Below are 16,064 nucleotides of genomic sequence, written 5' to 3'. Positions count from 1 at the left end.
CCTAACTAACTCGACGAGCGCAGACGAGTTAATTCGACCCAATAACAAAAAACTAAACCGCTTGTCCTGCTGCCCAGCCACAACTCCAACACCATGCAAAATTAAACCCTCCGAGCCAACCAGTTACATCCATCGCTTCACCGACAAAATAAAGCCCTTTAACGGATTTACATTCCATGGTTTTAGATGACAGTACGTCAGTATCAACACCACCGAGTGTGACTTCCGCTGTTCTGTAACCTTCAGTGCCATTAATTTGTGGTTGCCATTGGTGAAATAACTCAACGACCTGTTGAAGCTCTTTCTCATTAAATTGTTTTAATGGACGGCTTTCAATTTCAGCTAAGCCTAATAAACATTCCACCACTCGTTTAGGAAGGTGTTGTGACAATAGTGTTTTAAGTGCTAATTCAGGGCGATCTTGCTGTGTTTGGTTTAATAAAATGTGTAAATCTTGGCTAGGTAATAAATCAATAACAATGGTATCGCCTGCTTGCCAATAGTTAGATATCTGCAAAATAACCGGGCCACTTAAACCACGATGAGTAAATAATAATGCTTCACTAAAACTCATTGGCGTTTCTTTTTTACTCGCATCTTTTCTAATGCTTGTTGCTGTTGCAGGAAAACTAATACCTGAGAGTTCAACCAATTTATCTTTTAATACCGGTTGTAAGGTAAACGGTACTAAACCTGCGCGCGTTGGTTTCACAGGTAAGTTATATTTTTCAGCTAATTGGTAAGCAAAAGGCGTTGCGCCTAATTTAGGTAATGAAAGCCCACCAGTTGCCACCACTAATGATTGACACTCAAAGTCGCCTTGTGAAGTTTGTACTGCAAAATGATCATCGGCTAGTTTTTGATGATCCAGCACTTCACATTGTGTTTTGATGGTGACATTTACGGCTTTCGCTTCGTCTAATAACATCGCGACAATTTGTTTTGCGCTGTCATCGCAAAAGAGTTGTCCGTGATCGCGTTCATGCCAAGCAATATTGTGTTTGTCCACCAGCGCAATAAAATCCCATTGTGTGTAACGACTTAATGCTGATTTTACAAAGTGGGGGTTGCTACATAAAAAATTGCTAGGCTCGACGTAGAGGTTAGTGAAATTACAACGCCCACCACCGCTCATTATTATTTTTTGTCCAACACGTTTAGCATGCTCAATCACAAGTACTTTGCGTCCGCGCTTACCTGCTTCGATTGCGCACATCAAACCAGATGCACCAGCACCAATAATAATTACATCAAACATGAGTTACCTTAATTGAAAGCGATTGTTGAAATATCTATCCAAAAACAAGCGCTAAGGATACACTATTTGTGTTTTTAAAAATAAAGGATTTTGATGACTGATTTGTATTTAATTCGCCATGGTGAAACTTTATCTAATTTACAATATTGTTTCCAAGGCCATTCCGATAGTCCTTTGACCGAACAGGGGCAACAACAAGCCTTGAATTTAGTGGATTATTTTCAGGATATCCCGTTACAACACATTTATAGCAGTGACTTAGGTCGAGCTGTTGTGACAGCAACGCCGCTTGTGCAATCGAAGCAGCTACCTTTGCAAATTTGTCCTCGCTTACGTGAAATCAGTTATGATCATTTAGATGGTCAACCTAGAAAAGATTTGTCTGAAGACGATAAACTAAAGCTAAAACGCTTATTTTCAGGTGAATTAAATTATCGTATTGGTGAAGGTGAAACACTTGCAGAAGTGCAAACTCGTTTATTTGATAAAATAACTGAAATTGAAGCTGCACATAGTGGAGAAGCGGTGGCCGTCATGACGCATGGTTTGTCTATTGCGATGTTAATTAAGCAAGTTTTACATATTCCAGTGGATGCGCCACGTATGTTTAATATTCACAATGCTAGTGTTTGTCATTTATCTTTTAACGAAGGTAATTGGATGTTGCAAAGTATTGAACGTAGCGATACCAAAAAATAAAGGCACAAAAAAAGGCCGTAAAGACGACCTTTTTATCTCATATAAAAGTTTTATTCTGCTGCTGCGATTTCTAGCAGTTCAACTTCAAATACAAGTGTTGCGCCAGCTGGAATTTTCTCACCAGCACCTTGATCGCCGTAAGCTAAATCAGAAGGGATAACGAATTTATACTTCTCGCCAACACTCATTAATTGAACACCTTCAGTCCAACCAGGAATAACACGATCTAGTGGGAAAGTTGCAGGAGAACCACGTTCAACTGAACTATCAAACACAGTACCATCTGTTAATGTACCCACGTAATGTACAGTTACAGTATCAGTTGCTTTTGGTTTAGGACCAGACGCTTTAGTGATCACCGAATATTGTAAACCAGAATCAGTGACTGTCACGCCATCTAGTTTTGCGTTATCTTCTAAGTATTTTTTTGATTCTGCTGCCGCTTTTTCAGCTTTTTCAATTTGCATTTTTTGTGCAACTTCTTGCATTTTCGTGTCGTAAGCTTTTAATGTTGTTAACACTTCTTCTTGTGTTAAATGGCCTTTTTCACGAATTGCATCAGAGAAACCTTGTAAAATAACTTCTTTATCTAACTCTACGCCGTATTCCGCTTGTTTTGTTAATGTGTTTTCAACGTATTGAGAAAGTGAAGAGCCAATTGCGTAAGCTGTTTTTTGGTTTTCATTATCGAAATCGACTTCAACAGCCCCTGTTTGATTACAGCCAACTGTGATTGCAACGGTTGCTGCTAATAAAGAAACTTTAAAAACGTTTTTCATTGTTACTCCAAATAATAAATTGAATAGATAATCTCACTTTTGCCTCAAAAAAGACTTAACTGAGTATCTTAAATAGTTTGTTTATACTAACCTTAAAGCTGTTCATCAACAAAGATAATTTAATTATGCGATTAACTAACACGCTCAAATTTCTTTTGCTATCAAGCGCTCTTCTACTGAGTGCCTGCGAACGTTCGCCACAACCTCTTCAACAATTCGAACATGCTATTGATGGCGCGTTCGCTTCTGAAATCTCGCAAAATGGCGATTATTCCTTTATTTCATCTATCTATCACGGGCTCAGCCTGTGGGATAATCGAAACAATAAGTTGCTGTTTAATTGGCATCACTACAATAACAAAAATAACGATGTTTTTATTGTGCGCTTGTCTGCAAATAATAGTGTTGCTCTATCAGCAAGTAGCCATGAATTTGTGTTGTGGGATACCCAAACAGGAAAATCATTAGGCTTTTACAAGGTGACTGAATCTCCGATCACTGATATTCAAGTCTCAAGTAATGGCGACTATGTGGTTTATGGACAAGTTAACGGTAAGTTAGTTCATATTAACCTAAAAACGGGACGCCGCTTAGAAGCGCCACTACACACAACTAAAGTAAGTTCTCTTGATATGTCTAGTAATGGCCGCTATGTGTTATCTGGTGGTAATGATCATCAAGCATTTTTGTGGGATACACAAACCGCACAAGTAGTACAAAGCTTTCAATTTACAGAGCGAGTGAGCATGGTAAGGCTAGAAAAAAGTGGTCGCTTTGCCTTTATAGCAGATAGTCAAAAAGCGGCACAAATTTGGGACTTAGAAACAGGTAAATTAATGAGTTCTTTAGTTTATAAAGCACGCCAATCAATCTTTTCTTCAGTGCGCTTTATTAAAGACGGACAATTTTTATTAACAGGTAACGCTTCTAAAAGAGTGGTGCTATGGGAGTCAAAAACAGGTTTAGCGGTGCAACATTGGTCAGTTACCCCAAGAAAAGAAACACGTCCTAAAACAGCTGTAGTATACTCGGCAACATTATGGAGCGATTCAGAGATTGTCACTGAAAGTTCTGCTGGATTATTAGAGATTTGGCCATTAGCGCCTTTATAAGAGAAACCATGGATAGCCAACAACAGTTAGAAGAACGTATTGAACAGTTAGAGATGAAAGTTGCCTTTCAGGAAGATAATATCGATACGTTAAATAAAGAGATTTTTGAGCAACAACGTCGCACACAGCAATTAACGGAGCAAGTTGCTTTGTTAGCAGTTAAGTTAAAAGAAAGTGAACCAAATCAATTAGCTTCTGAAAAAGAAGAGATGCGTCCTCCGCATTATTAAGTCAAACCCACTTTCTTTATAGGCGGTAATATTTAAAGTTGAAATGTTGCCGTATTGTTTTCATCAAGAAGATGATCCACATACTCAACACTCACTTTTTCACCTAATGCTTTGCTTTGATCAACACTGATCTGCGTAAAGCTCACCGTATGTGCATCATCCCGAAACATCTTCACAGAGCATTTACCCGATTCACCTTGATGGTTATGGTAAGCAACATAATCACTTGTTGTAGATTGTTCAGAAATCATGATGTTGAACTGTTGTTGCCGTGCAGCCAATACGGTTGGATAATCAACACCCGATGACGTAATAGGCAATGCACTTTCTACCGCTAATGTTGAGTAAGTTAACTTTCTACCATCCCATACATATTGCGTAGCTTGTGTTTGTTTGCCTTTTTGTGCGGATAAATCACTAGCAAAAACACATAGTTGAAAAGCTTGAAAGACACTTAAATCCATCCCCATTAGTTGCTTGTGAATATCTTCATAATGCGCCAATAAATGAGGAATGATGATGCCGCGGCTAGTGAAACTTTTAAGGCTTGGGTCAATCTGGGCTTGATAATAGTTTAATAATGCTAAACTTACGCCACTTTGATGGGCTGCAATCCATGTACCACCGCCACTAGGGTCAATGGGATAAATTGCATTCAATAATGTATTAACTGTGGGTTGAATTGCTTGTGGTCGTGTTCTTTGCTCATCTCGATTAAAAAAAAGCTGGTAACCCTGCTCAGTTAATCGGTAAGTTAATGTGCACATAACAACTTAACCTGCACGCAAGAAGGTAGCGGTTGCAGGTGCAATACCTAAACCTTTATCTACTTCAATATCCTGCATTTGTGCAATGTGTTTAATCGTTGCTAAATGATGTACGGTATGGCTACCGGCAAAGATAATTTCTCGCGCAACAGTGGTATCAACAATAGCAACGTTTTTATCTTCAACTGATATTTCCGTTGATAATTTCACGGTTTGTTGAAGATCATCATTAGAAAGCTTGTTTAAGAAATCACTAATTTCGCTGATTGCACCTTTCGCTGCCGTTAATTTTGTTTCTATTGTGCCACCACGGCTACGTTTATCGTAATCAATAAGCCCTTCTTTTAAACCATTTATGATTGAATAATAATGATCGAGAATATGGCGCATATGGGCACCGGCAGAGCTCATAAAAAATGGCGCAATAACTTCCGTATACTGCTCTTCAGTCACAGACTCTAAATACTGTTGTGCCTGTTGTAATATAATAATTTGGCTTTTAATCATTGCCATTTGTTCCTTGAATAATTTGATACTAATTCCATTAAATAATCGATTCGTCTAACTCTATATGTATTACGTTATATAAAATCAGCTACTTAAAGGAATTGGCATTAAAAGTGTTTACGTATTAAGTGTATGTATTTGTATATTATCTGTGCAGAATAACATATTTTGTCACAGTACTTATCACAATTTAGTAACATCGGTATCTAATAAATCTTGGCCCCAAGGCCTATTAAGTAAAGTCGTTATTACGTTATTAATCAAATAAATAACTAAAATATTGTTGCCAAACCTTCTATATTAGCTAATTCAGAGTTGCTAATGGGCCCAAAACTTTGCCATCCTTCTCCTAGTTCAATGCTTCCTGATTCAGGGTTTCGAGCTGTATGAGGTAACTCATCTCCTAGCTGATAATCTTGTGTTGCTTGATACAAATAACTATCAAAAATAACAAAGGTCCCTGCTCGATAGCTTGTATTGGCTTCGAAATAGATCACGTCACTATTATTTAAAGCTGAGACAATAATACCCGATGTTTGTTCAATTTCTGTGATCTGTTCAAATGTTGAAGCAGTAGATAATAAGGTTCCAAAGTTAACTTGTGATGAATAAGTAAAAGATTGTGTTTGTGCTGCACGCCCTAGCCAAGTGATAGTTAGCGAGATTCGTTTGAAGTCATCAGTCAACAAACTATCTTCCTCAACATCAGTCACTTGCCAACGGATTGTTAATTCGCCAATAGTGTCATGAATGACTGTTTCTGACACATTATTCATGGCCATTAATTTATCAACCGTGGTAAAACTTAATGCTTCTTCCATTTTTTCAATTGCCATTGAAAGCGCGGCGGCATGGCTAATATTATCACGCTGTTGTTGTGCAATTTTATTCTGCAGTCCGGTAATATTCACTGCAGTTAAGCTAATGATGACTAATGACACCAAGACCTCTATCAGTGAAAATCCTTTTCTCTTTATTGGAGATAAATATTTTAAACACCTGACTCTACAAGGAACCATTAAAGTCCCTCCACGATCCAACAACAAATTGATAACGCATTGCCGAAGGTTGCATATTTAGCTGACCGTATAAATGATTTAACACGGTTTTATCGTAACGAACCGAAAAACGCTGCATACTTGCGCTTTTGTTTTTATCGGTTTCATTGTGTGAACAATTATATTCACTTAAAAGAGCGCCATTAACTCTCACACCACTCATATCGACAATTTGTTGATCAACGGTTTGTATAACGCCATCGCTATAAAGCACATTTCCATTCTCATCCAATAAGGCTTCGGAAGCTGGTATAAAATAAAGTAAACCATTAATTGAAACGCCTGACTCGGGCTGTGTTACAAAAGTCCCTCCTTCAAAAAACACCATTTTAGGTTTATCTATCGTTCCAATAGTAAAACGCTCTGTCTCTGGATAAGCTTGATATGCAGGGTCATTTACATCGATATTACAATCACCTTTAATGTAAATAATACTAATGGATTCATCTATTGCGTTAAGTTGTTCCGAGCAACTTAACGCTGAAGACTCTGTCATATCAATATTAGCAACCAGATCCGAAGAAGCTAACGCTTCTTTTGCATCATTTAAGCGAATACCAAAAGTGCTTTCAAATAAGGAAGTCGCTTGTTTCATATCATCAATTGCATCGACATTATCGAAAACAGTACCAGCAAATGAAGTTGCATTTCCCCATTGTTGATCTGCAATATTTTCAATTTGATCATTTAATAACGATTCTGTTGAATCACTTGAGCAAAGCTCGCTACTTTGAGAAGAGACGCCACTTATAACCGCTTGTTCGGCAATGTTTCCAGGAGAACGACAGTCTTCTTTACTCAGTCCTTCACACCCAGTATTAATATTGCCCTTTGAATTTATTTTAAGTTGCCCATTAGCAGAGAGAGTGGTGACAGGAATATCAAAAACTTCAATACGTTCAACCTTTAATGAAACCATTTTTGTGGCACTTTTATCCTGAGAATAACCTGTCGAAGTAATTTGTAATTGATCATCTTTAATACTTTTAACATTCACTAGGTAATAATGCGCTTCTGTTAATTGTTCTGGATAAGTAAAAGGAAGCTGGTTAATAACTTGCTCTGCGGTGTCTATATGGCTTAGTTTATTCAGTATCAAATTCACACCAGATTCTGCATTTGCTAAGGCTTCATTATTACGAAAAACATTGCCTAAGATTCGATTATCAATTAACTGAGATTGAGCCATATTCAGGGTATATAGGATCCCAGCTGCACTTAGTATCACGACAGTTGTTAATACAGCAAACCCTTTTTGCTTAAAATGTTGAATCGACTTTTCCATTTTATCACCAACATCATGACAAAATTTTTAACTTAACAAACTCAGTTAAATATATTTATGAACTCAAGTCATAAGTTAAAAAAATAAGAACAAGAGCTTAAAGTTTAGATTGAAAATCAAAAAAAGGGAGGCATAAATGATGGCTTAAATTTATTCTTATTTAACCTTTATTGATTTTATTTCCCACCTCATTGGTATGATATTGATCTCAAAATTCGTTGCCATATTAGCCATAATTAACATTTATTTAACAACATTGCCCTTCCTCACAATATCTATTTAGTTTGTCGACTACGATAAATTCGTTATTTTTTAAATAAACAAAATGGAATTTATAAGCAATCGAACTATAAATGGAGTTAAAGATGAGCGGAAATAATATTTACCCGGTTTCACCTGAGCTAGCACAAAAAAGCTTATTAACTAACGAACAGTATTTATCTGATTACAAAGCATCAATTGATAATCCTGATCTATTTTGGGGCGAAAAAGGTAAAATTTTAGACTGGATAAAACCTTACACTAAAGTAAAAAACAGCTCATATGAACTAGGCAATGTAAATATTAAATGGTTTGAAGATGGTGAGTTAAATGTTTCAGTTAACTGTATTGATCGCCATTTAGCAACAAGAGCAAATCAAGTCGCTTTACTGTGGGAAGGTGATTCACCAGACCAAGATGCAAAAATAACTTACCAAGAGTTATACACACAAGTATGTCAATTCGCGAATGCATTAAAACAACAAGGCATTAAAAAAGGTGATGTAGTTTGTTTATATATGCCAATGACACCAGAAGCGGCCGTTGCGATGTTAGCTTGTACACGTATCGGTGCGGTTCACTCTATTGTTTTTGGTGGTTTCTCTCCTGATGCGATTGCTGGCCGTGTTATCGATAGTAGTGCGAAGTTAGTGATCACTGCCGATGAAGGTCGCCGTGGCGGAAGAACGGTTCCATTAAAAGCAAACGTTGATGAAGCCTTAACTCGAGATGGAACAGATTGCGTAGAACATGTCATTGTATTTAAAAATACAGGCGGTGATGTGAATTGGGTTAAAGGTCGTGATTTAGATTGGACTGAAGTAACACAATCACAAGCAACGGATTGTGAACCTGAAGCAATGAACGCAGAAGATCCACTTTTCATTCTTTACACTTCAGGTTCAACAGGTACACCTAAAGGCGTATTACATACTACAGGTGGTTATTTGGTTTATGCCGCAATGACCTTCAAATATGTATTTGATTATCAAGAAGGAGATATTTATTGGTGTACCGCCGATGTAGGTTGGATCACAGGTCATAGTTATTTGGTTTACGGCCCACTCGCCAATGGCGCAACCACTCTTTTATTTGAAGGCGTGCCCAACTACCCAACACCAGCACGTATGAGTGAAGTTGTTGATAAACACAAAGTAACTCTACTGTACACTGCACCTACAGCAATCCGCGCATTGATGGCAAAAGGTGATGAAGCAATTCAAGGTACTGATCGCAGTTCATTACGAATCCTCGGTTCTGTAGGTGAACCCATCAATCCAGAAGCATGGCAATGGTATTACGATAAGATTGGTAATAAGTCTTGCCCTATTGTCGATACATGGTGGCAAACAGAAACAGGTGGCATTTTAATTACGCCACTACCTGGTGCCACGGATCTAAAACCAGGCTCTGCAACACGCCCATTTTTTGGTGTTAAACCCGCTTTAGTCGATAATGAAGGTGCTATTTTAGAAGGAGCAGTTGAAGGAAATTTAGTTATGCTTGATAGCTGGCCGGGTCAAATGCGTACACTTTATGGCAACCACGAGCGTTTTGAACAAACTTATTTCTCAACTTTCCAGAACATGTACTTTACGGGTGATGGCGCTCGTCGTGATGAAGATGGTTACTATTGGATCACAGGCCGAGTTGATGATGTTCTGAATGTATCAGGTCACCGTATGGGCACAGCAGAGATTGAAAGCGCACTAGTATCACACCCTAAAATTGCAGAAGCTGCGGTAGTAGGTGTTCCACATGAAATTAAAGGGCAAGGCATTTACGCTTACGTCACCTTAAATTCAGGTGAGTTTTCTTCACCAGAGTTATATGCAGAAGTAAAACAATGGGTACGCAAAGAAATTGGTGCAATTGCAACACCAGATATTTTACATTGGGCCGAAGGACTACCTAAAACACGTTCAGGAAAAATCATGCGTCGTATTTTACGTAAGATTGCTACCGGTGAAAGTGACCAATTAGGTGATACATCTACCCTTGCGGATCCAAGTGTGGTGGATAAATTAATTAAAGAAAATCAAGAAATTAGTTAATCTAAACAATAGCTATCACTGCAATATTAGAATTGCTTACAGTGTAGAGATAGCCAATTGACTGCTTTATCGCTAAACTCCTCGTTAACAGATTTGTTCTCGAGGAGTTTTTTATGAGCCCTATATTTAAAAGGAGTAGAAAGTGAAAGTATTGGTATTAAATGGACCGAACCTTAATTTACTGGGTAAACGAGAGCCTGAAGTTTATGGCAGTCAAACACTCGACGATATTATTGTGTCATTACAGTCTGAAGCAGAACAATTGAATATCGAATTATCGCACCTACAATCTAATCGTGAATACGAGTTGCTAGAAAAAATTCACGCTAGCGCCGGCGAAATTGATTTCATTATTATCAACCCAGCAGCATTTACACATACCAGTGTTGCTTTGCGCGATGCTTTATTAGGTGTCGCTATTCCATTTGTAGAAGTGCATTTATCTAATATCCATAAACGTGAAAAATTTAGACATCATTCTTACTTATCAGATGTAGCTTGCGCTGTAATTTGTGGCATGGGAGCGCAGGGATACTCATTCGCCTTACAAAGCGCAAAACAATTTACAACACCTAAATAACGACTAAAACATAACTTACAATGCAATAATAATTCATTATTTATGCATACTTATGCCGAAATGTGCAAGAAAATGTCAAAACTACCCATGCGGGTAGTTACTTTTTTTAAAAACTTAAGGCACTCTATCTGGGTCCTAAGAAATTAAGACATAGTAGTGACCCTAATTTTGATGCCATATAAATAAGTTTTTTATTTACTTTGTAATAAGAATACCTGTTAAAGGCAAGCCTAACTTTGTTAGGCTTTTTTTTTGCCTTGATTTTAACAAACCAGTAAATAGACTTTATACCAATCATAATAAGCAACGGTTCTACTTTAGACAATCACTATAAAAAACAATAAGATAAAGGTAAACTTTATCTATTTATTACATACGGATATACTACAAGATTAATCAATAGCGGATTTGAATATGGATGCTCACCAAGAATTACTAAAACAACAAATAAGATGGCAATCATTACGCTCTTTTAATATTACCATCGTTTCTTCATTTGTTTTTTTCTTCCTGATTGGTATTGCTCAAAGCTATACTCTGTTTGACTCATCTCCTACTTTTACAGCACCTATAGTCGTTCCTGTTCTAGTTTTATTATTATGCACTGCAACTTTATATGTCATCGTTAAAGAAATGGATGATTTAGCTCACCGTATCGCTCCTATCACAACGGTTGTGCTCACCTTGTTTGTAACCATTAACAGTCACTTCCAAGAACAAACTTACCTTAATAGTTTTTTATATTTAGTTTTACTGTTACCACTTTTTTACTCTTATTTATTGGCTTATAACACTCGCTATTTAATCGCCAATAATGTGTTTTTATTACTGTGTTATATTTTTGCATCAATACTAGGTAATACCGATCCTTTAGTGTTCCTATTTAACAGCGCATTTTTACTCACACTTTGTTACCTTACTATTTACACTCAATTCAGAGCGAATAAATCTCATAATAACCAATCGCTTAGTAATTTTGAAAAAAATAGTATTATGAGTAAAAAAAGTAGTCGTTATCTAAATAGTATCGTTCATGATATTAGACAACCGCTTAGTAGCTTATCTTTATATAGCCATTTATTAGAAAAGAAATTAACTGATACACAACATCTTCAGTTAGCACAAAGTATTAAACATTCTTCGGAAGAATTAGAACGCTGGATATCAAGCTTATTAGATCTTTCTCGTTTAGATAGTAATGCAATCACCCCTACAATCACTGAATTTAAGCTGTCTTCTGCTTTAGTGCCAATCATTCAAAAATACCAACAGCAAGCGTTATTAAAAGGCATTAACTTTTCTACACGTTTACCAGATATTACAGTAAAAGGTGATATTCGATTAATCACCAGCATCATTGATGTGTTGTTAAGCAATGCAATGGTGCACGGTAGCCAAGATAAAAATGCGCATATTTTATTAAGTGCTCGCCATTATCAAAAACAAGCAAAAATACAGGTTTGGAATCAAGGAGAAGAAATAGAGAGTTCTATTTTTGAAACCTTATTTGATGAAGTTGCACAAGCAGAAAACCCTTTAAACAATAAAACCAAAGGGATTGGCTTGGGGCTTGCGATTGCACAACGCAAAGCGCATTTATGCAATACAAGTATTGAAGCTAAAACGAATAAAAAAGGGAGCTGCTTTAGTTTAATGCTAGATACGGGGCTCAAACCGCAGAAACGCAAAGAGTTAAAAGAGCTATCCAATCAATGTCTTAATTGTAAAATACTGCTTATAGATGATGATCAAGGTATTTTGATGGCATTGAGCATGCTACTTGAGAGCTGGGGTTATAACGTCGATTGTGCAGATACTGCGGAAGAAGGGTTAGCCAAGTATTCAGCAGCAGAATATGATTTAGTTATTTCGGACTTCCGCTTGCCCAATCAAAAGACTGGATTGGATGTACTTAAAAAGATTAAAAATGGTACTCCTTCTATTTTACTCACAGGTGAAGCCGATCCTGAAAAGCTAAAAGAAGTTAAAGAGTCGAGTAAATCGCTAGATTATATGATCCTCAATAAGCCCGTTAAACCCGCTTCATTAAGATCCATGTTGAAACAGTTGCTTTAATTGTTGTTACGCAAAATTAAGCTTTAAGCAGGCCGATTGAAATTGCTTTTTCAACGGCTTGTAAGCGACTAGAAGCACCAGATACGTCTAAAGCTAGATATAAGCCTTTCTGATGAAACTTCACAGTATCTTGTGAAATACATAACGCGTCAGCTATCTCTCGGTTCTTTTTACCATCTTGAAGCAATCTGAGAATTTGTATTTGTCTATCTGATAAGTGGTAATCTTGTTTGCTCTTTTCTTCTAATTGAGCAACAGATTCAATTTCAACCATAATATCTTCAGGTACAAATAAATCGCCAGCAAAAACTCTATCTAATGCATAGATTAGCTCCTGTGGAGAATAAGACTTAGGAATAAAACCCATAGCACCATTTTGTAGTGCATGATAAACGTCACTATAACATTCACTTGCAGACAGCACGACAACGGGGGAAGCCATCTTAGCTTTCATTAAAGCTTCAAGCATGGCAATTCCGCTCATCTCAGACATATATAAATCTATTAAGATTAAATCGGGGTTAATATCTTTTATTTCAGTTAAAGCTTTTAGTGGACTATCAAAAGTAGTTACTAAATTACCTTCATTTTCTAACGTCAGTTTAAGACCGTATAAAAATAATTGATGATCATCAATAATCACAATCTTGTTCATCGATACATCCTTTCTGCAATACCTAGCCATTTTCACGCTAACGTATTCTTTTGCAAGCAAAACAATGTGAAATTGCTATATCAAATAGATTATAAACAATATTTTTTGAACTTACGCGCACAATTTGAAATACCGAGGTAAATTGAGCAGTATAGCTCTTAATTATTGCTGCTCACTAATTATTGAATAAAGACACTTAAATGCTAACGGGTATATTAATTTATTAAATCCCTGTATTCTTGCGCCTTATCTATTACCTCAATTAAAAGAGAAAAGTCATGCCTTGGATCCAGCTAAAATTAAATGCCAATAATGTTAATGCAGAAGAAATTGGTGAACTGTTAATGGACAATGGCGCTCTGTCTGCAACCTTTACCGACTCTCAAGATACACCAATTTTTGAACCCATGCCCGGCGAAACACGCCTATGGGGAGATACTGATGTAACAGGTCTATATGAAGCAGATGTAGATTTACTGCCTGTCATTGCTCTATTAAAAACAAGTTCATTATTACCCGATGACTTTGCCTTCAAAATCGAACAACTAGAAGATAAAGACTGGGTACGCGAATGGATGGATAACTTCCACCCTATGCAATTTGGTGAACGCCTATGGATTTGCCCAAGTTGGAAACCAGTACCTGACGAAAATGCAGTTAATGTGATGTTAGATCCAGGCCTAGCTTTTGGCACAGGTACTCACCCAACAACTGCATTATGTTTAGCATGGTTAGACGCACAAGACTTACAGGATAAAGTAGTTATCGATTTTGGTTGTGGCTCTGGCATTTTAGCCATCGCAGCTTTAAAACTTGGCGCAAAACGTGTGATTGGTATTGATATTGATCCACAAGCAATCACCGCTAGCCGTGATAACGCAGAGCGTAACCAAGTATCAGACCAGTTAGAGCTATATTTACCAGAAGATTTACCTGAAGGCATTTTGGCTGACGTATTAGTCGCTAATATCTTAGCAGGTCCGTTACGTGAGCTTTCAACAAGCATTGAATGTTTAGTTAAAGAAAAAGGTGCGTTAGCACTTTCTGGCATTTTGGAACAACAGGCTGAAGAATTGATTGCAGTTTATGGCCAATGGTTTGATATGGATGCAGCAAAAATCAAGGAAGAATGGGCTCGTTTATCAGGAATTAAGCACGCTTAAAGCGGTTATAAATTACTGAGAACAAAGTGTTGCTTAATTTGCAAGCTAAATAATTGCAAAATGGTTAATTATTAACCTTTATTCTGGATGAAAAAATGCGTAGACTACGCCGCCTTAACTTAGAGAACGCTTAGAATATGCGCATTGGACAGTATCAATTAGACAATAATCTTATTTTAGCACCTATGGCGGGCGTCACTGATCGACCTTTCAGAGAGCTTTGCCGTGAGCAAGGCGCTGGATTAGCGGTATCAGAGATGTTGTCATCCAATCCTCGTGTTTGGAATAGTACTAAATCTAAGTTACGAATGGACTACCATGATGAATCAGGTATCCGCTCTGTACAAATTGCTGGCGCAGAACCGCTGGAAATGGCCAATGCTGCACGATTAACCGTGGAGTTAGGCGCTCAGATCGTTGATATAAATATGGGTTGTCCCGCCAAAAAAGTGAATAAGAAGAAAGCAGGCTCAGCATTATTACCACATCCTGATCTAGTGAAGGCTATTTTAGAAAGTGTTGTTGATGCAGTGGATGTGCCTGTCACTTTGAAAATTCGCACTGGTTGGGATCCAGAAAGTAGAAATGGATTAGAGATTGCACAGATCGCTGAACAAGCAGGTATCCAAGCACTAACCGTGCATGGTCGTACACGCCAATGCCTTTTTAAAGGCGAAGCAGAATACGACACAATAAAAACAATTAAAGAAAATATAACAATCCCTGTGATTGCAAATGGCGATATTACTTCTGTTGAAAAAGCTAAGTACGTGCTGGACCATACAGGAGCAGACGCCATCATGATTGGACGAGGCGCACAAGGTGCACCTTGGATATTTAATGACATTAACCACTTTCTAAACACAGGGCAGCATGCTCAAGGTTTAGCACAAATGGAAATTACAAAAATACTATTGAAGCATGTGCAAGCTTTGCATGTTTTTTACGGTGATGTAATGGGACCTCGAATCGCTAGGAAGCACGTCGGGTGGTATTTGCAAGAACAAGACAAGTTAGGCAACTTTAAGCGTAATTTTAATGCGATAGAAAGTGCTCACGAGCAATTAAACGCATTAGAAAATTATTTAAATCAATTGTAATTAAAAGAGTTAATACCCATGTTTGAACAAAATATTTCTCAAGAAGCACTGACAACAACCACTAGTATTCCAGCTACAGGGCAAATAACTCAACGTCCCCTACGTGACTCAGTACGTCAAGCTGTATCTGGCTATGTGGCAAAATTGAACGGACAAGACACCACTGAATTATACGAATTAGTATTAGCAGAAGTTGAAGCACCGATGTTAGATATCATCATGCAATACACTCGTGGTAACCAAACTCGCGCGGCAACCATGCTAGGTATTAACCGTGGTACTTTACGTAAAAAATTAAAAAAATACGGCATGGGCTAAGCTCTTTCCTATTTTAGAATGTAAAAAAGCGACTTTTTAGTTAATGCCGTTCACTTAAGGTGAACGGCATATTTACTTTTCGCCACTGGATATCGATTTTTAGACGCTTTTAAACACCTCGGATAACTTCGCTCACGTTTTCCCTCCAACTTAAATTGTGCC

The 16,064-nt window shown here is 37.4% G+C and carries 16 protein-coding genes; 9 read left to right on the top strand and 7 right to left on the bottom strand.

The genetic code is table 11. The features are described 5' to 3' along the window. Positions 1–52 precede the first annotated feature (52 nt). Positions 53–1,258, bottom strand: coding sequence for a BaiN/RdsA family NAD(P)/FAD-dependent oxidoreductase (locus tag E2R67_RS08330; protein WP_134290488.1), 1,206 nt, complete (start codon positions 1,256–1,258; stop codon positions 53–55). A 93-nt stretch (positions 1,259–1,351) separates the two neighbouring features. On the opposite strand from E2R67_RS08330, the gene E2R67_RS08325 reads away from it, so the two are divergent. Further along, on the top strand, positions 1,352–1,957 hold the full coding sequence (locus E2R67_RS08325) for a histidine phosphatase family protein (RefSeq protein ID WP_134290487.1): 606 nt from the start codon (positions 1,352–1,354) through the stop codon (positions 1,955–1,957). Positions 1,958–2,007: 50 nt separating this feature from the next. Here the strand turns inward: E2R67_RS08325 and fkpA are convergent, their stop codons facing one another. Further along, positions 2,008–2,736, bottom strand: coding sequence for an FKBP-type peptidyl-prolyl cis-trans isomerase (gene fkpA, locus E2R67_RS08320; RefSeq protein ID WP_134290486.1), 729 nt, complete (start codon positions 2,734–2,736; stop codon positions 2,008–2,010). Between the two features lie 125 nt (positions 2,737–2,861). Here fkpA and E2R67_RS08315 point away from each other — a divergent pair, with 125 nt between their 5' ends. After that, positions 2,862–3,848, top strand: a complete 987-nt coding sequence (locus E2R67_RS08315; RefSeq protein ID WP_134290485.1) for a WD40 repeat domain-containing protein — start codon at positions 2,862–2,864, stop codon at positions 3,846–3,848. Positions 3,849–3,856: 8 nt separating this feature from the next. After that, entirely contained in the window at positions 3,857–4,078 is a 222-nt protein-coding gene (locus E2R67_RS08310; protein ID WP_134290484.1) for a SlyX family protein, read from the top strand. Between the two features lie 32 nt (positions 4,079–4,110). On the opposite strand, the gene E2R67_RS08305 is transcribed toward E2R67_RS08310, so the two are convergent. The 4 genes from E2R67_RS08305 to E2R67_RS08290 form a co-directional block, all read right to left on the bottom strand. Further along, entirely contained in the window at positions 4,111–4,845 is a 735-nt protein-coding gene (locus E2R67_RS08305; RefSeq protein WP_134290483.1) for an NRDE family protein, read from the bottom strand. 6 nt (positions 4,846–4,851) lie between these two features. Continuing rightward, positions 4,852–5,358 carry a DinB family protein gene (locus E2R67_RS08300; protein WP_243836981.1) on the bottom strand — a complete coding sequence of 169 codons (507 nt, stop codon included), beginning with the start codon at positions 5,356–5,358 and terminating at the stop codon, positions 4,852–4,854. 266 nt (positions 5,359–5,624) lie between these two features. After that, positions 5,625–6,371, bottom strand: coding sequence for a type IV pilus modification PilV family protein (locus tag E2R67_RS08295; protein ID WP_134290482.1), 747 nt, complete (start codon positions 6,369–6,371; stop codon positions 5,625–5,627). Further along, positions 6,358–7,695, bottom strand: a complete 1,338-nt coding sequence (locus E2R67_RS08290; protein ID WP_134290481.1) for a hypothetical protein — start codon at positions 7,693–7,695, stop codon at positions 6,358–6,360. Before E2R67_RS08290 ends, E2R67_RS08295 begins: the two co-directional genes overlap by 14 nt. 365 nt (positions 7,696–8,060) lie before the next feature. Here E2R67_RS08290 and acs point away from each other — a divergent pair, with 365 nt between their 5' ends. The 3 genes from acs (at position 8,061) to E2R67_RS08275 (ending at position 12,666) form a co-directional block, all read left to right on the top strand. Continuing rightward, a complete protein-coding gene (gene acs, locus E2R67_RS08285) occupies positions 8,061–10,010 on the top strand; it encodes an acetate--CoA ligase (RefSeq protein ID WP_134290480.1) in 1,950 nt (649 codons plus the stop codon). A 142-nt stretch (positions 10,011–10,152) separates the two neighbouring features. Beyond that, positions 10,153–10,590 carry a type II 3-dehydroquinate dehydratase gene (gene aroQ / locus E2R67_RS08280; protein WP_134290479.1) on the top strand — a complete coding sequence of 146 codons (438 nt, stop codon included), beginning with the start codon at positions 10,153–10,155 and terminating at the stop codon, positions 10,588–10,590. A 414-nt stretch (positions 10,591–11,004) separates the two neighbouring features. After that, entirely contained in the window at positions 11,005–12,666 is a 1,662-nt protein-coding gene (locus E2R67_RS08275; RefSeq protein WP_134290478.1) for a hybrid sensor histidine kinase/response regulator, read from the top strand. Between the two features lie 16 nt (positions 12,667–12,682). On the opposite strand, the gene E2R67_RS08270 is transcribed toward E2R67_RS08275, so the two are convergent. Then, positions 12,683–13,321, bottom strand: a complete 639-nt coding sequence (locus E2R67_RS08270) for a response regulator (protein ID WP_166739344.1) — start codon at positions 13,319–13,321, stop codon at positions 12,683–12,685. Between the two features lie 278 nt (positions 13,322–13,599). On the opposite strand from E2R67_RS08270, the gene prmA reads away from it, so the two are divergent. The 3 genes from prmA (at position 13,600) to fis (ending at position 15,902) form a co-directional block, all read left to right on the top strand. Next, a complete protein-coding gene (gene prmA / locus E2R67_RS08265; RefSeq protein WP_134290476.1) occupies positions 13,600–14,484 on the top strand; it encodes a 50S ribosomal protein L11 methyltransferase in 885 nt (294 codons plus the stop codon). A 137-nt stretch (positions 14,485–14,621) separates the two neighbouring features. Next, entirely contained in the window at positions 14,622–15,584 is a 963-nt protein-coding gene (gene dusB / locus E2R67_RS08260; RefSeq protein ID WP_134290475.1) for a tRNA dihydrouridine synthase DusB, read from the top strand. 18 nt (positions 15,585–15,602) lie between these two features. Beyond that, positions 15,603–15,902: a DNA-binding transcriptional regulator Fis gene (gene fis / locus E2R67_RS08255; RefSeq protein WP_025563271.1), complete on the top strand. Its 300-nt coding sequence runs from the start codon at positions 15,603–15,605 to the stop codon at positions 15,900–15,902. Positions 15,903–16,064 lie beyond the last annotated feature (162 nt).

Source organism: Psychromonas algicola (assembly GCF_004378355.1).
In the GTDB taxonomy this organism is placed as follows: domain Bacteria; phylum Pseudomonadota; class Gammaproteobacteria; order Enterobacterales; family Psychromonadaceae; genus Psychromonas.
The sequence above is the reverse complement of the archived record's forward strand: the minus strand, read 5'-3'. Positions and strand labels throughout refer to the sequence as shown.

Bases quoted from the DNA above. Each gene is read 5' to 3' on its own strand.
- E2R67_RS08305 (WP_134290483.1), bottom strand. From the start codon at position 4,845: ATGTGCACATTAACTTACCGATTAACTGAGCAGGGTTACCAGCTTTTT.
- E2R67_RS08330 (WP_134290488.1), bottom strand. From the start codon at position 1,258: ATGTTTGATGTAATTATTATTGGTGCTGGTGCATCTGGTTTGATGTGC.
- prmA (WP_134290476.1), top strand. From the start codon at position 13,600: ATGCCTTGGATCCAGCTAAAATTAAATGCCAATAATGTTAATGCAGAA.
- E2R67_RS08295 (WP_134290482.1), bottom strand. From the start codon at position 6,371: ATGGTTCCTTGTAGAGTCAGGTGTTTAAAATATTTATCTCCAATAAAG.
- E2R67_RS08290 (WP_134290481.1), bottom strand. From the start codon at position 7,695: ATGGAAAAGTCGATTCAACATTTTAAGCAAAAAGGGTTTGCTGTATTA.
- E2R67_RS08275 (WP_134290478.1), top strand. From the start codon at position 11,005: ATGGATGCTCACCAAGAATTACTAAAACAACAAATAAGATGGCAATCA.
- E2R67_RS08300 (WP_243836981.1), bottom strand. From the start codon at position 5,358: ATGGCAATGATTAAAAGCCAAATTATTATATTACAACAGGCACAACAG.
- acs (WP_134290480.1), top strand. From the start codon at position 8,061: ATGAGCGGAAATAATATTTACCCGGTTTCACCTGAGCTAGCACAAAAA.
- fis (WP_025563271.1), top strand. From the start codon at position 15,603: ATGTTTGAACAAAATATTTCTCAAGAAGCACTGACAACAACCACTAGT.
- E2R67_RS08325 (WP_134290487.1), top strand. From the start codon at position 1,352: ATGACTGATTTGTATTTAATTCGCCATGGTGAAACTTTATCTAATTTA.
- E2R67_RS08310 (WP_134290484.1), top strand. From the start codon at position 3,857: ATGGATAGCCAACAACAGTTAGAAGAACGTATTGAACAGTTAGAGATG.
- E2R67_RS08270 (WP_166739344.1), bottom strand. From the start codon at position 13,321: ATGAACAAGATTGTGATTATTGATGATCATCAATTATTTTTATACGGT.
- fkpA (WP_134290486.1), bottom strand. From the start codon at position 2,736: ATGAAAAACGTTTTTAAAGTTTCTTTATTAGCAGCAACCGTTGCAATC.
- dusB (WP_134290475.1), top strand. From the start codon at position 14,622: ATGCGCATTGGACAGTATCAATTAGACAATAATCTTATTTTAGCACCT.
- E2R67_RS08315 (WP_134290485.1), top strand. From the start codon at position 2,862: ATGCGATTAACTAACACGCTCAAATTTCTTTTGCTATCAAGCGCTCTT.